Raw genomic sequence first — 13,763 nt, 5'->3', positions numbered from 1 at the left:
TCTAAGTATGACCGATAAAGCCACGCTGACGATCGGCGACAAGAGCTACGACCTGCCGATCCTCAAGGGCAGCACGGGTCCGGACGTCCTCGACATCCGGAAAGTCTACGCCGAAAGCGACCACTTCACGTTCGATCCGGGCTTCACCTCGACCGCGTCGTGCGAAAGCAAGATCACCTATATCGATGGCGACGCGGGCATTCTGCTGCACCGCGGCTATCCCATCGACCAGCTGGCTGAAAAGTCCTCGTTCCTCGAGGTCTGCCACCTGCTGCTGAACGGCGAACTGCCCAGCGCGGACGAGTTCGCCCAGTTCGAAAAGAACATCACCTACCACACGATGCTGCACGCGCAGTTCGACGCCTTCTTCCAGGGCTTCCGCCGCGACGCGCACCCGATGGCCGTGATGACCGGCGCTGTCGGCGCCCTGTCGGCCTTCTACGCCGACAGCATCAATGTCGACGACGCCCGTGAGCGCGAGATCAGCGCCCATCGCCTGATCGCCAAGATGCCGACGATCGCCGCCCGCGCCTACAAGTACACGGTCGGCCAGCCGTTCGTGTCGCCGCGCAATGACCTGTCGTACTCGGAAAACTTCCTGCGCATGTGCTTCGCCGTGCCGGCCGAGGACTGGAAGCCGAACCCGGTGCTGACCCGCGCCATGGACCGGATCTTCATTCTGCACGCCGACCACGAGCAGAACGCCTCGACCTCGACCGTCCGCCTGGCCGGTTCGTCGGGCGCGCACCCGTTCGCCTGCATCGCCGCCGGCATCGCCTGCCTGTGGGGCCCGTCGCACGGCGGCGCCAACCAGGAAGCGCTGGAGATGCTGGAGACCATCGGTTCGGTCGAGAACATCCCGGACTACGTCCAGGGCGTGAAGGACCGCAAGTACAAGCTGATGGGCTTCGGCCACCGCGTGTACAAGAACTTCGACCCGCGCGCGAAGGTCATGCAGAAGACCGCACACGAAGTGCTGGCCGAACTGGGCCACAACAACGACCCGCTGCTGCAGGTCGCCCAGGAACTGGAAAAGGTCGCCCTGAGCGATCCGTACTTCATCGACCGCAAGCTGTACCCGAACATCGACTTCTATTCGGGCATCACCCTGCGCGCGATGGGCTTCCCGACCAACATGTTCACCGTGCTGTTCGCCCTGGCCCGCACCGTCGGCTGGATCAGCCAGTGGAAGGAAATGTTCGAGGACCCCACCCGCAAGATCGGTCGTCCGCGTCAGCTCTACACGGGCGCCACGCAACGCGACTACGTGCCGGTCGAGAAGCGCTAAGCGCTTCTCCCTCGGCGACACGGATCAGGCCCCGCTTCGGCGGGGCCTTTTTCGTTTAGCGCTTGAGCAGGAAACTCAGCACCTCGGCGACAGCGCGGTAGAGGGCCTCGGGGATTTCCTCGTCGATTTCCAGGGTCGAGAGCGCCTGGGCCAGCACCGGGTCTTCCTCGATCGGAACCCCGTGCTCGCGCGCGGTCTCGATGATCTTCTCGCCCAGCCAGCCTTGGCCCGACGCCACGACCTTGGGCGCGTTGGGGTCTTCGTAAAGCAAGGCGACGGCGATGCGCGGCCGCGCGGACGGTCCGGTGATCCCGCTCATGACGCCTGGTCCACGAAATGGCCTAGCGCACTCGCCTTGCTCGGGCTGATCGGCGCGCCGGAATGGACGGCGACCTCGGGCGAAAGCTCGGCCTGACGCAGGGCCGCGCCCAAGCTTTCTTCGCCCGCGCGCAGGCGGGCGATCGTCTCGGCCCGCTCGGCCCACAGCGACACCCGCGTGCGCGACCCGGTCAGGGTGACCAAGGCGTGGACGGGCCCCAGCGGCTCGAGGTCGATCGAGAAGCGCACCTTGTAGGTGCGCTCGGCCGGACCGACCACGCCGCCGCCGGAACCGCCGCCGTCGTGGCTGATCTCGAACTGGGCGACGGCCATGCCCTGGGGCGTCATGAACGGCAGGTCGAGGTTCAGTCGGCCGGCTTGTTGCGGCCGGGCGTCGGCGATCTCGGGCTCGTGCGCCTCGGGCAACGAAGCGATCTGCATCAGGTCCTGGCGGGCCAGGGCGCCGTTGGTTCCTTTCAGCAGGCGCCGCAACAGATCGGCGGGCGACTGGTCGATCGGCAGTTCGGGCGCGGCGGGCTTCTGACCGGCCATCGGGCCGCCGGCGTAGGGCGGTGGCGGCACCTTGGAGCGCGCCACCTCGGCCGGCGCTCCGCCGTAACCCCCTGGGGCCAAAGGCCTGGACTCGGCGGTCGCCCCGGGGACCGGCGCTTCGGTGAGGGCCTCCTCGGCGATCAGGCCCAACTGGACCAGCGCCGACATCGCGGCCCGGACGGGCGTCTGGACGGGCGCGGAAGGCTTGGGTGCGGCGACGAACGCCCCGAAGCGGGCGGCCAGGCCGTCCTCCTCTGGAGGCGACTCCGGAGCCTTGGCGCTCGCTGGAAACGCCGCTGGCGCGGCATCGGGGATCTCGCTTGCCTGAAGCGGAGGCGCTGCGGCCGGCGACGTTTCGGGCGCGGCCTCGAGACCGGGTTGGATGGCCGCGGGATTGGCGGCGTTGGGCGGGCGCTGAGTTGTCGGCGCCGCGACCGATGGCGCGGCGCGAAGCGACGTGGGCGACCGCGTTTCTGCGTCTTCGCCGGGCGCGAGCGTCGACACAGGCTCGGCGCCTGGCGCATCGAAGACCGGCTGCGGCGATGCCTTGGCCAGCCAGCCCGACAGCGCACCCCGGAAGACCAGCAACGCGGCCTTCATGTCGCCTGCCTCAGGAAAGCGCGGCGAACCCTCTTGGGCCGGCGTGGCGGCCGCGCGAGCCATCCTGGCCTCCAGGAAGACGCCCGAGCGCTCGACGGCTTGGCGCAAACCCTGGGGCGAGGCGATCTCGGCGGCCGAGGGGGCCTTGGCCAGCAGCACCCTGCCCGCATCGCGCACCTCGGCTGGCATGTCGGGACGTTCGACAACAGCGCGGACATTGGCCATCAGCGGCGCCAGGCCCGTCTGACGCGGCACAGCCTCGGCGGCGGCGGCGCGCACCGCGCGGACCAGCCGTGTCTCGGGTCTGGCGAGAGCGGTTTGCTGAAGCACTGAAGGCGCGGCCTTGGCGCCCGCCGCATCGGCGGTGTGGCCGGCGTCCTGCGTCCCGGCCTGCCCAGCCTGCTCTACGGGTGCGCCGGTCTTGGATTGAGCGGTCGGCGAACGGCCGACGATCTCGCCCAGCTGAGCGGTCGAATTGGCGAGCGCCTGACGCGCCATGGCCTGCAGAGTCGCGACAGAATCTGCCGCCGTCCCAGCGGCGGGCGCTGGAAGGATCGGGGTCACGGGCGTAGTCGGGTCGATGGCCACGACAACGGCTCCACAGCGACAGTTGTGGATAGGTTAGACCCCGGGCGTAAATCGCTGGTTAACCTTCAAAGTATGAACTCATGACGTCTCGACTTCAGGGCGAGTCTAGTTTCGGCGTGTGAGGTGCGTTCTGGATACGCGGTGGCTGAGCATCGTCGAGCATCGCCGCCGCGATCTGCTGTCCATCGTGCCGATGACCCTGCTGGCGGCCGCCGGGAGCTGCGCCTGGCTTGATCCACGGATCTGCGCCGCCTGGCTGGCCGCCGCCCTGGCGCTGATCGCCGCCAGCCAGCTGCTTTGCCGCTTCATCGCCAAGCATGGCCAGGCCGCGCCGGTCCTGGAGACCGTGCTGGCGGCCTTCACCCTGGTCTATACCTTCATCTATGCCAGCCTGCCGTCGGCCCTGGTGCTGCTGGGCGAGCGCGCGTCGGTGCTGGCCGGCGGCGCTATGATGGCGGCCATCGCGCTGAGCTGTACGGCCGAGTTCGTGATCTCGCGCCGGATCGGCCTGGCCGCCCTGGCCGCCGTGGTGCTGCAGGTTTTGCTCCTGACGGTCATGACCTTCCCGTCGACAGGTCCCGCCCAGCTGGCGCTGTCGCTGGTGGCTGTGCTGTGCTTCTTCGCCTATGTGCTGCGCTATGCCCTGGATCGCGAGGCCGCGGTGCGCCAGATGGCGGAGGCCACCGCCCTGGCCCAGGCGCGCGAGGCCGAGGCGGCCAGCGCCAACCGGGCCAAGACCGCGTTCCTGGCGACCATGAGCCACGAGATCCGCACGCCGCTTAACGGCATACTGGGCATGGTTCAGGTTATGCAGGCCGACGAACTGTCCCCCGCCCAGCGCGAACGCCTGGGCGTGGTTCGCCAGTCCGGCAAGGCGCTGACGGAGATCCTCAACGACGTGCTGGACCTGGCGCGCATCGAGTCCGGTCAGCTGGAGCTACGTCCCGAACCGTTCGACTTGCGCGAGCTGCTGATCGGCTGCGGCCAGACCTTCGCCGCCCTGGCGGAAGGCAAGGGTCTGAGCCACGACCTGTCGATCGCCACGACCGCCGAGGGCGCCTATCTGGGCGACGCCGGACGGCTGCGGCAGATCCTGCACAACCTGTTGTCAAACGCCGTGAAGTTCACCGACCGGGGCGGCGTCTCGATCGTGGCCGACTACGCGGCCGGACGGCTGGAACTGACCATCGCCGACACCGGTCCCGGCGTCGCGGTCGACGAGCAGGAGCGTCTGTTCGGCCGCTTCGTGCTGCTGGACGACATCGAAACCCGCCGCCACGGCGGCGCGGGCCTGGGCCTGGCCATCAGTCGAGAGCTGGCGCGCCGCATGGGCGGCGATGTCACCCTGTTCAGCCGCCCGGGCGAAGGCAGCGCCTTCACCGTTGTTCTGCCGCTGACCAAGGTCGCCGCGCCCGAGGAGGCCAAGGCCGAGACCACGCCCGACGCGGCGCCGGACTTGCGGATCCTGGCCGCCGAGGACAATCCGACCAACCAGCTGGTTCTACGCTCGGTGCTGCGCCAGGCCGGCGTCGAGCCCGTCATTGTCGACGATGGCGCCAAGGCCCTGGCCGCCTGGCGCGCGGGAAGCTGGGACGCTGTGCTCATGGATATCCACATGCCGGTCATGGACGGCCTGACGGCGCTGAAGGAGATCCGCCGCCTGGAGGCCGAGGAAGGGCGGCCGCGCACGCCGGTGATCGCTCTGACAGCCAATGCGATGCGCCACCAGATCGATCTGCTGATCGAGGCGGGGATGGACGACCATGTCGGCAAGCCGATCGATGTCGCCCAACTGTTGGGCGCGCTCGACCGGGCGGTCTCAGGCGGAAGCCACGCTCCGGGCCTTCAGGAAATCGATTAGGGCATCGGCTGCGGCTTCCGACGGATCGGGCATCCCACGGCCCATCTTGTCCAACGCCGCACTCTGCTCGGCCGCCTGGCGCGCTCGCAACGCCGGATCGTCTAGCAACCGCGCCACTTCGCGCGCCAGTCCCTGCCCCTCGCAAGCGCCCTGCAGCAGCTCCGGCGCGACCTCCCGGTCGGCGGCGATGTTGAACAGCGTGACCCAGCGCGGCTTCATCAGGCGCTTGAGGATGGCGTAGGTCAGGGGCGCGGTCTTGTAACCCACAACCATCGGCCGCCCCGCCAGGGCCAGCTCGGTGGTCACCGTGCCGCTGCACGCCAGGGCGACATCGGCGGCGACGAAGGCGTCATCCTTGAGTGGCTCGTCTTCGATCACGTGAGCCCGGAACGGCCAGCCGGCGACACGGGCCTTGACCGCCTCGGCCACGGTGTAAGCGGCGGGCACGACAATCACCAACTCCGGCCGCTCGGCCTTCAGGCGGCGCACGGCGTCCTCGAAGGCGGGCAGGACGCGCTCGATCTCGGACGGGCGGCTGCCGGGCAGCACGAGGAGGATCTGATCGGAGGCCGAGGCGCCGATCGCCGCGCGTAGCCGAGCCCCGTCGGCATGGTCGAAGCGCTTGGCCAGGGCCGAGTTGCCGACGAACACGCTGGGCAGGTCCACGGCGTCGAAATAGGGCTTGTCCATCGGCTGGATCGACAGGAGCAGGTCGACGGACTTGGCCAAGCCCCGGGCGCGGCCGGGGCGATAGGCCCACACCTGCGGCGCGACGTACTTCACCAGCGGCAGCTTGGGATCCAGCTTTCGCAGAGCGTGGGCCAGGCGAATGTTGAAGCCCCAGCTGTCGATCAGGATCGCCACGTCGGGCTTTTCGCGGGCCGCCAGGGCCACGGTATCCTTCAGGCGTGCGACGACTGTCGGATAGGCCTTCAGCCCCTCCACGATGCCCAGGATCGACAGCTGGGCTATATCGAAGGGGCTAACGACCCCCTGCTCGGCCATCTTGGCCCCGCCGACGCCGACGAACGTGACCTTGTCGCCCAGCCTCGCCCGCAGCGCCTTGGCCAAGCTGGCGCCCAGGGCGTCGCCCGAGGCCTCGGCGGCGACCAGCATGACCTTCAGCATCAGGTCCGCCCCTGCGGATCGACCCCCAGCACGAAGAGGCCAAGGTCGTCGGCGCAGGCCGTCACGGCCTCGCGGTCGACCACCAGCAGGCGGCCGGCCTCGCCGACCACGCCGGCCAGTCCCGCGCGGGCGGCGCGCTGGATGGTGGCGACGCCAATGGTCGGCAGATCGACCTTGGTCTCCTGGATCGGCTTGGGGGCCTTGGCGAGCACGCCGCGCGGACGTTCGGCCGAACCCCGGATCGCCTGGGGCAGCTCGGCGACCCGGCGCAGCATGGCGTCGGTGCCCTCCTGGGCCTCGACGGCCAGGACGAGGCCGTTGCAGACCACGGCCCCCTGGCCGACGTCCAGCCGGCCGATCTCGCGCGCCACCAGCAGGGCCTTGTCGATATCGGCCATGTGATCGTCGCGCGGATAGAACTTGCCCAGGCGGCCGCGCGGCAAAGTCATCTCGCCGACCACCTCGTGTGCGCCTTCGATCTCGAAGCCTTCCTTCTCGAACTCGTCCAGCACCCGACGCAGCAAGGCGTCGTCGCCCTGGCGCGCCGCCTTGATCAGGCTGGGCACGATCAGCAAACCGCGAGCGTCGGGCATCAGGGCGGCGAAGTCCGGACGCTTTACGTCGCCCGCGAAGCAGACGACCTCGCAACCCTCGGCCCGTAGCGCCTTGAACGCCTTGCCGAACTCACCGATGCCGACCTCGGCGCCGGGATAGCGGGCCAGGGCCGGATCGGCGAAGCCGCGCAGGCGCATGACCGCGAAGGCGCGTCCGGCGGCCTCGCAATGGGCCGCCAGTTCGACGGGAAGCGCCCCGCCGCCGGCGATCAGACCGAGCTTGCGCATCACCCGATCCTAGACCTCGCGCTCGGGCAGGCAGAGCGGGCGATTGGCGTCGGCGCGGATGAAGTCGACGATCTCCATCACCTCGGTGATCGCCGCGTGGGTCTCGGCCACGTCGTCAAGCCGCTCCTGGAAGGTGCCTTCGTCGGCGAACATCAGGCGATAGGCGGCGCGCAGGGCGTTGATCGTCTCGCGCGAGAAGCCCCGGCGCTTGAGGCCGACCAGGTTCAGGCCCTCGAGATGGGCGTGGTTGCCCCAGACCGAGCCGTACGGAATGACGTCCTTGGTCACGGCGGCCAGGCCGCCGATGAAGCTGTAGCGGCCGATGCGCGAGAACTGGTGCGCGGCGGCCAGGCCGCCCATGAACACGTAGTCGCCGATCGCCACGTGACCGCCCAGGGTCGCGCCCTTGGCCAGAACCACGAAGTCGCCGACCGTGCAGTCGTGCGCCACGTGCGAACCGACCATGTAGAGGCCGTCCGAACCGATCGTGGTCACGCCCTTACCCGAGGCCGTGCCGGTGTGCATCGTCACGTGCTCGCGGATGATATTGCGCGGGCCGATCAGCAATTCGGTCTTCTCGCCCTTGTGGCCCAGGTGCTGCGGCGGGCCGCCCAGATTGGCGAAGGGATGGACGATGCAATTCTCGCCGATCGTCGTCGCGCCTTCCACCACCACATGCGACAGCAGGCGAACGCCCGCTTCCAGCGTCACGTCGGGGCCGACGATGCTATAGGGCCCGATCTCGACGTCCGCGGCGATCTTGGCCTCGGGCGCGATGATCGCGGTGGGATGGATGATCATGCCTTGGGTCCCGTCTCGACCACCATGGCGGCGAACTCGGCCTCGGCCGCCACCCTGTCGCCGACCTTGGCCACGCCCTTGAACTTGAAGATCGACGAGCGCGCGCGCACCACCTCGACCTCCATCCGGATCACGTCGCCGGGACGCACGGGATTGCGGAAGCGCACGCCGTCGATCGACATGAAGAAGATGGTCTTGCCCTCGGTGTCGACCTCCAGCGTCTTGCTCATCAGCACCGCGCCCGTCTGGGCCAGGGCCTCGATGATCAGCACGCCGGGCATTACCGGGTTGCCCGGGAAGTGGCCCTGGAAGAACGGCTCGTTGATCGTCACGCACTTGATGCCGACGATCGACTGGCCGGGCTTGTAGTCCTCGGCGCGGTCGACCAGCAGGAACGGATAGCGGTGCGGGATGCGCGCCAGGATTTCCGCGATGTCGATGTCGGTTCGCACCGTTTGCTCGGTGTTCTCGCTCATGGTCTGCCCCTCGTGCCTCGACCGCCCGCCATGCGCGACAGCCATGCGGTCTCCCGAAGCCACCGCTTGAGCGGCCGCGCCGGAAATCCCGTCCAAGTTTCGCCTTCCGGCACGTCCTTGAACACCGAAGCGGCCGCCCCGATGCTCGCGCCCGAGCCGATGTTCAAATGGTCGGCGACGCCGGCCTTGCCGCCGAAGGCGACACCGTCGCCGACGATCGTACTGCCCGACAGCCCGGTATAGGCCGCCAGGACACAATTGCGTCCCACACGGACGTTGTGCGCGACATGCACGAGGTTGTCGATCTTGGTGTTCTCGCCAATCGTCGTGTCGGCGAAGGCGCCGCGATCGACGCAGCTGTTGGCGCCGATCGTGACATTGTCCTGGATCACCACCCGGCCCAGCTGGGGCATGTCGACCATGCCGCGTGGTCCGATGGCGGCGCCGAAGCCCGCCTCGCCCAGCACAGCGCCGGCCGAGACAGAAACCCGGTCGCCCAGCAAGGCGAAGCCGATCACGGCGTTGGGGCCGATCACGCAATCCCGGCCGATCAGCACGCCCGGACCGATCACGGCGCCAGGACCGATCCGCGTGCCGCGCCCGATCCTCGCCCCCTGCCCGATCGTCACTTGGGGCGACAGCAGGACGCCCTCTTCCAGCGCCGCTTCCGGATGGATCGCGGAGGCCGACGGATCATGGCGACGCGGCGCATGAAGGCGGTTGGCCACCGAGGCCCACGCGGCCTGGGGGTGTTTGGTGATCAGCGCGGCGCAGGTCGCCGGTAGAAAGTCGCGATGCTCCGGACGCACAAAACAGGCGCCCGCCAAGGTGCCCTCGGCGGCGTCCTTGCGCTTGGCGTCGGAGAAGAAGGTGATCGCCCCGATGTCGGCGCTATCCAGCGGCGCGGCATGGGCGATGGCCCGACTACCGAGTTCGCTGGCGCCCAAGGCGGCGTCGGCCAGTTCGGCGGCGCCGACCCGGGCCAACTCGGAAAGCGATGCCGGACCCAGGTTGTCGAAGAAACGGGGGTCCGGCATGGCTCCTCACAAATAAGTTCCCCTAGGTAATCCTAAAGGAGACGATTCGCTTACTTATTGGTCGGTTGCAGGGCCGCAGCGCCCGGAGCGCCTTGGTCCAGACGTTCGCGATCGAAGGTCAGGGTCTTGATGCGAGCGTCGAGCGCCGCGACCACGGCGCCCGTGATGTCCATCGACGGGTTGGCCAGCATCACCGATTCACGATCGAACAGGATGCTGCACTTCTGAGCCTGATAGACCTGACGGATCGGCGTATCGAGTTCTTGATAGACGCGGGCCAGCGCCTTCTGCTCGGTGGCTTCCACTTCCTTCTGGCGCAGCTGACCCTTGCGCTGCCAGGCGTTGGCCTTGACCTGCAGAGCCGAGGCCTGCTGTTCCAGGGCGTCCTGGGCCAGGCTGGCCTTCTTGGCGTCGAGGGCCTTGGCTTCGTTGTCGAGGCCGGTGCGCTCGGCGGTCAGCTCGGCGTTGACCTGCTGGATGATCGTCTTCAGGCGGGCGTCGACCGCCTTGCCCACCAGCGAATTGCCGACGGCGCCCTGGCTCGAGAAGATGCAGACGCCGGTCAGGGCCGGGCCGTGCGTGACGGCCGGAGCCGCGGGAGCGGCGGCCGGAGCCGTCTGAGCCGAGGCGCTGGTCGCGAGGGCGAGAGCGACGACGCTGGACGCGGCCGCGGACAGGAACTTGGACATGTTTATTGGAACCTTGTGGAGGTGGAGAACCGGAAGGTTTCGGTTCGATCGTAGTCTTCCTTGGCCAGAATGCGGCTGATATCGAATCGGATGGGGCCCATTGGGGACTTCCAGTCGATCGAGATACCCGCCGTCGCACGCAGGCCCAGGTTATCCTTGATGTTTGGATCGAAGACGCCAGGCGACTTCTGACGATCCACATCATCCAGCAGACCCGCCGTACCCACGTCGCTGAACAGGGCGGCCTTGATGCCGTACTGCTCGGGCAGGAAGGTCGGGATGGTCAGCTCGAAGGTGCTGATGGCGTAAAGCTTGGCGCCCATCGAGTTGTTGGTGCTCGAAATGTCGCGCGGACCGATACCGGCGATCTCGAAGCCGCGGAACGAGGTGCCGCCGCGATAGAAGCGGTCGTTGATGCGGACGTTGTCGCCGCCCCAGCCCTCGATATAGCCGAACGAGCCCGTGGCGCTGAACACCAGGTCCTTGGTGAAGCCCCAGTACCAGCCAGCGTCGGCTTCGGTCTTAAGGTACTTCACGTCGCCGCCGATGCCGGCCAGGTCCTGGTTCAGGTCGGCGAACCAGCCGCGGGTCGGGTTGATCGGGTCGTTGCGCTTGTCGATGCGCAGGCCATAGCCGATCAGCGAGGTGATGTAGGCGCCGCGCTGCAGGCAGAGGATCTGCGAGACCGAGCCGCTGGTGCAGAGGCTGTCGGCCACGCTGACGTCGTCCTGGCGGAGCGTGTAGCGCAGGCTCATCGACGAGTCGTTGGTCAGCGGGAAGCCCAGGCGAACGTCGCCGCCAACCGACTTGGTGTCGTAGGCCGCGTAGTCCGACAGGTCGTAGCGGAAGGTGTACAGGTTGAGACCCGCCACCAGGTTACGGCCCAGGAAGCGCGGCTCGCTGAAGCCGAAGTCGATCTGCTGGCGCAGCGAACCGACCGAGGCGCGGGCCCGCAGGTTCTGACCGCGGCCACGGAAGTTACGCTCGGTGATGCCGACGTCGAGCACCAGCTTGTCGACCGAGCTGTAGCCGGCGCTGAACGACAGTTCGCCCGTCGGCTGCTCTTCGACCTTCACCTTCAGGCTGGTGCGGTCGGGAGCCGAGCCGGGGGTGTCCTCGATGTCGACTTCCTTGAAGAAGCCGAGGCGGCGGATGTTGTTCTTCGAGCGGTCGACCAGCACGCGGTTATAGGCGTCGCCCTCGGCCACTTCCAGTTCGCGGCGCAGGACGTAGTCCAGGGTGCGAGTGTTGCCGACGATGTCGATGCGATCGACATAGACGCGCGGGCCTTCACGGACCGAGAACACCACGTCGACGGTCTTGGTCTCGCGATTGGGCACGTAGCGCGGGCGCACGTCCACGAAGGCGAAGCCGGCCGCGCCCGCCGCGAAGGTCAGGGCGTCCGTGGCCTGCTCGATGCGCTCGTCCTCGTACAGCTGGCCGGCGCGGATCGGCAGGATCTGGGCCAGCAGATTGCCGTCCAGCTTCTTCAGTTCGGTTTCGACGGTGACCTTGCCGAACTTGTACTTCGGGCCTTCGTCGAGGGTGTAGGTGACGGCGAAGCCGTTCTTGTCCGGCGCCAGTTCGGCCACCGACGAGACCACGCGGAAGTCGAAGAAGCCCCGGTTGCGGTAGTGCTTGCGCAGTTGTTCGCGGTCGTACTCGATCCGGTCGGGGTCGTAGTTGTCGTTGCTGGTCAGGATCTTGTACCAGCGGCTTTCCTTGGTCACGACCACGTCACGCAGGTCGTTGTCCGAGTACTCGCTGTTGCCCAGGAAATTGATGCCCAGCACGCCGCTCTTGGGGCCTTCGCTGATTTCGAAGACCAGGTCGACGCGCTTCTGCGGCAGTTCCACCACCTTGGGCGTCACGGTCGCCGAGATACGGCCCGAGCGGCGATACAGTTCGATGATCCGCTGAACATCGGCCTGCACCTTGGCGCGGGTGAAGATGCCGCGCGGGCGGATCTGCACTTCGTCCTTCAGCTTGTCTTCCTTCAGGGACGAGTTCCCCTCGAAGACCACCTGGTTGATGATCGGGTTCTCGACGACCTTCACCACCAGATCGCCGCCCTGCATCTCGATCTTCACGTCGGCGAAGAGATCCGTGCGGGCCAGGGTCTTGAGCGCAAGGTCAAGGCGCTGGGAGTCGACGGTGTCGCCGGGCTGGATCGGCAGATAGGACAGAACCGTGCCCTGCTCGATGCGTTCATTGCCCTGAACGACAATGCGCTGGACCACGCCGGTCTGAGCAGCGGCCTGGGCGAAAGCCTGATGCGGAGCCACCAGGGCCGTCGAGCCGAGGAGCAGCGCCATACCCGTGGCGAACGCGGCGCTTTGGGCGCGAAGTTTGTGCATGGGACCAATCATGGACGAAGAGCGGGCGTTCACGTGAACAGGCCGCCGATGAATTTGAACACGTCGTAGCGGTTGAGGTCGTTCCACGCCGCGAACAGCATGAAACCCAGGATCAAGGCAAGCCCCGCACGGAAGCCCGCCGCCTGGAAATCCGCCCGTAGAGGCCGCTTGGCCACGGCCTCATAGGCGTACATCAAGAGATGTCCGCCATCGAGGACCGGGATCGGCAGCAGATTCATGAAGCCGATGCTGACCGACAGGCTGGCGATCAGCAGCATGGACGAGATGAAGACCCGCAGCGCCATGGTGGCCACGTCGGGCGCGCCGGCGGCGCTGGCCTTGGTCACCGCGCCGGCGGTGTGGCCGATGCCGATCAGGCCGCTGATCTGGTCGGCGGGCATCTGACCCGTGACGAGACGACCCAGATAGAAGCCGATCGTCTTGATCATGCCCCAGACCTCGACCGTGGCGTCGGGAATAGCGGCCAGGACGCTGGAGCGCTTGAACTGGGTGATCCCGGCGTTCTCGATGCCCAGCTGCCCAGTCTTCATGCGGCCGCTGATCTTGTCGTTGATTTCGACCAGGCGAGGCGTGGCGGTGAGGTGAACCTGCTGGGCGCCCCGCTTGACCGTGAAGTCGATCGGCAGATTGGCGCGCAGCGAGACATAGCCTTGCAGATCCTGGAACGTGCCGATCTTGCGGCCGTCAGCGGCGACGATGACGTCACCCTTCTTGAAGCCGGCCACGGCGGCCGCGCCGCCCGGCACAACGCCGTTGACGCTGGCGGCGCGCTGCGGCGTGCCGATCAGCACCAGGAAAACGGCCATGATCAGGATGGCCAGGACGAAGTTCGACGCCGGACCGGCCACGGCGATGATCGCCCGCTGCCAAACCGGCTTGAAATGGAAGTATTTGGAGACCCCCTCCTCGCCCTCGCGCCGCACGATCGAGTCGCGCATGGCGGCGAGGTTGTCCTGGTCGGGCACGCTGGCGGCGTTTTCGTCGCCGGAGAAGCGGACATAGCCGCCCAGGGGGATCGAGGCCACGCGCCACTCGACGCCGTGCTTATCCCGCCAGGACAGCAACGGCGGGCCAAAGCCGATCGAGAAGCAGTCGATGGCGACCCCGCAAGCCCGCGCGGCCCAGTAGTGCCCCAGCTCGTGGATGGTCACCACGACGGACAGCACGAAGGCCGTGGACAGGATGAAGATCAAGACGTCAGTCAT

The 13,763-nt window shown here is 67.6% G+C and carries 12 protein-coding genes; 2 read left to right on the top strand and 10 right to left on the bottom strand.

Going from position 1 to position 13,763, the window contains the following annotated elements:
- Positions 1-7: 7 nt before the first annotated feature.
- On the top strand, positions 8-1,288 hold the full coding sequence (gltA, locus tag CSW62_RS10845; protein WP_099577656.1) for a citrate synthase: 1,281 nt from the start codon (positions 8-10) through the stop codon (positions 1,286-1,288).
- 55 nt (positions 1,289-1,343) lie between these two features.
- Here the strand turns inward: gltA and CSW62_RS10840 are convergent, their stop codons facing one another.
- Together CSW62_RS10840 and CSW62_RS10835 are read right to left on the bottom strand one after the other, a co-directional pair.
- Positions 1,344-1,607, bottom strand: coding sequence for an EscU/YscU/HrcU family type III secretion system export apparatus switch protein (locus CSW62_RS10840; RefSeq protein WP_099577655.1), 264 nt, complete (start codon positions 1,605-1,607; stop codon positions 1,344-1,346).
- Positions 1,604-3,346, bottom strand: coding sequence for a flagellar hook-length control protein FliK (locus tag CSW62_RS10835; RefSeq protein WP_099577654.1), 1,743 nt, complete (start codon positions 3,344-3,346; stop codon positions 1,604-1,606). The genes CSW62_RS10840 and CSW62_RS10835 overlap by 4 nt, the downstream gene beginning before the upstream one ends.
- 118 nt (positions 3,347-3,464) lie before the next feature.
- Between CSW62_RS10835 and CSW62_RS10830 the strand changes: the two genes are divergently transcribed.
- Positions 3,465-5,207 carry an ATP-binding protein gene (locus tag CSW62_RS10830; RefSeq protein ID WP_233206659.1) on the top strand — a complete coding sequence of 581 codons (1,743 nt, stop codon included), beginning with the start codon at positions 3,465-3,467 and terminating at the stop codon, positions 5,205-5,207.
- Here the strand turns inward: CSW62_RS10830 and lpxB are convergent.
- The 8 genes from lpxB to CSW62_RS10790 are packed head-to-tail and all read right to left on the bottom strand — an operon-like array spanning position 5,166 to position 13,763.
- A complete protein-coding gene (gene lpxB / locus CSW62_RS10825) occupies positions 5,166-6,335 on the bottom strand; it encodes a lipid-A-disaccharide synthase (protein WP_099577653.1) in 1,170 nt (389 codons plus the stop codon). The two genes, CSW62_RS10830 and lpxB, sit on opposite strands and share 42 nt — an antisense overlap.
- Positions 6,335-7,177, bottom strand: coding sequence for an LpxI family protein (locus CSW62_RS10820; RefSeq protein ID WP_099577652.1), 843 nt, complete (start codon positions 7,175-7,177; stop codon positions 6,335-6,337). The genes lpxB and CSW62_RS10820 overlap by 1 nt, the downstream gene beginning before the upstream one ends.
- A gap of 9 nt (positions 7,178-7,186) precedes the next feature.
- Positions 7,187-7,978 carry an acyl-ACP--UDP-N-acetylglucosamine O-acyltransferase gene (gene lpxA, locus CSW62_RS10815; RefSeq protein WP_099577651.1) on the bottom strand — a complete coding sequence of 264 codons (792 nt, stop codon included), beginning with the start codon at positions 7,976-7,978 and terminating at the stop codon, positions 7,187-7,189.
- Complete coding sequence (gene fabZ, locus CSW62_RS10810) at positions 7,975-8,454, bottom strand: 3-hydroxyacyl-ACP dehydratase FabZ (protein ID WP_099577650.1); 480 nt, start codon at positions 8,452-8,454, stop codon at positions 7,975-7,977. Before fabZ ends, lpxA begins: the two co-directional genes overlap by 4 nt.
- Positions 8,451-9,491 carry a UDP-3-O-(3-hydroxymyristoyl)glucosamine N-acyltransferase gene (lpxD, locus tag CSW62_RS10805; protein WP_099577649.1) on the bottom strand — a complete coding sequence of 347 codons (1,041 nt, stop codon included), beginning with the start codon at positions 9,489-9,491 and terminating at the stop codon, positions 8,451-8,453. Before lpxD ends, fabZ begins: the two co-directional genes overlap by 4 nt.
- A gap of 50 nt (positions 9,492-9,541) precedes the next feature.
- Positions 9,542-10,180, bottom strand: coding sequence for an OmpH family outer membrane protein (locus tag CSW62_RS10800; RefSeq protein ID WP_099577648.1), 639 nt, complete (start codon positions 10,178-10,180; stop codon positions 9,542-9,544).
- 2 nt (positions 10,181-10,182) lie between these two features.
- Complete coding sequence (gene bamA, locus CSW62_RS10795) at positions 10,183-12,549, bottom strand: outer membrane protein assembly factor BamA (RefSeq protein ID WP_099582245.1); 2,367 nt, start codon at positions 12,547-12,549, stop codon at positions 10,183-10,185.
- Positions 12,550-12,566: 17 nt separating this feature from the next.
- Positions 12,567-13,763, bottom strand: coding sequence for an RIP metalloprotease (locus CSW62_RS10790; protein ID WP_099577647.1), 1,197 nt, complete (start codon positions 13,761-13,763; stop codon positions 12,567-12,569).

Origin of the sequence: Caulobacter sp. FWC2, from assembly GCF_002742625.1 — a bacterium.
GTDB lineage: Bacteria > Pseudomonadota > Alphaproteobacteria > Caulobacterales > Caulobacteraceae > Caulobacter.
The sequence above is the reverse complement of the archived record's forward strand: the minus strand, read 5'-3'. Positions and strand labels throughout refer to the sequence as shown.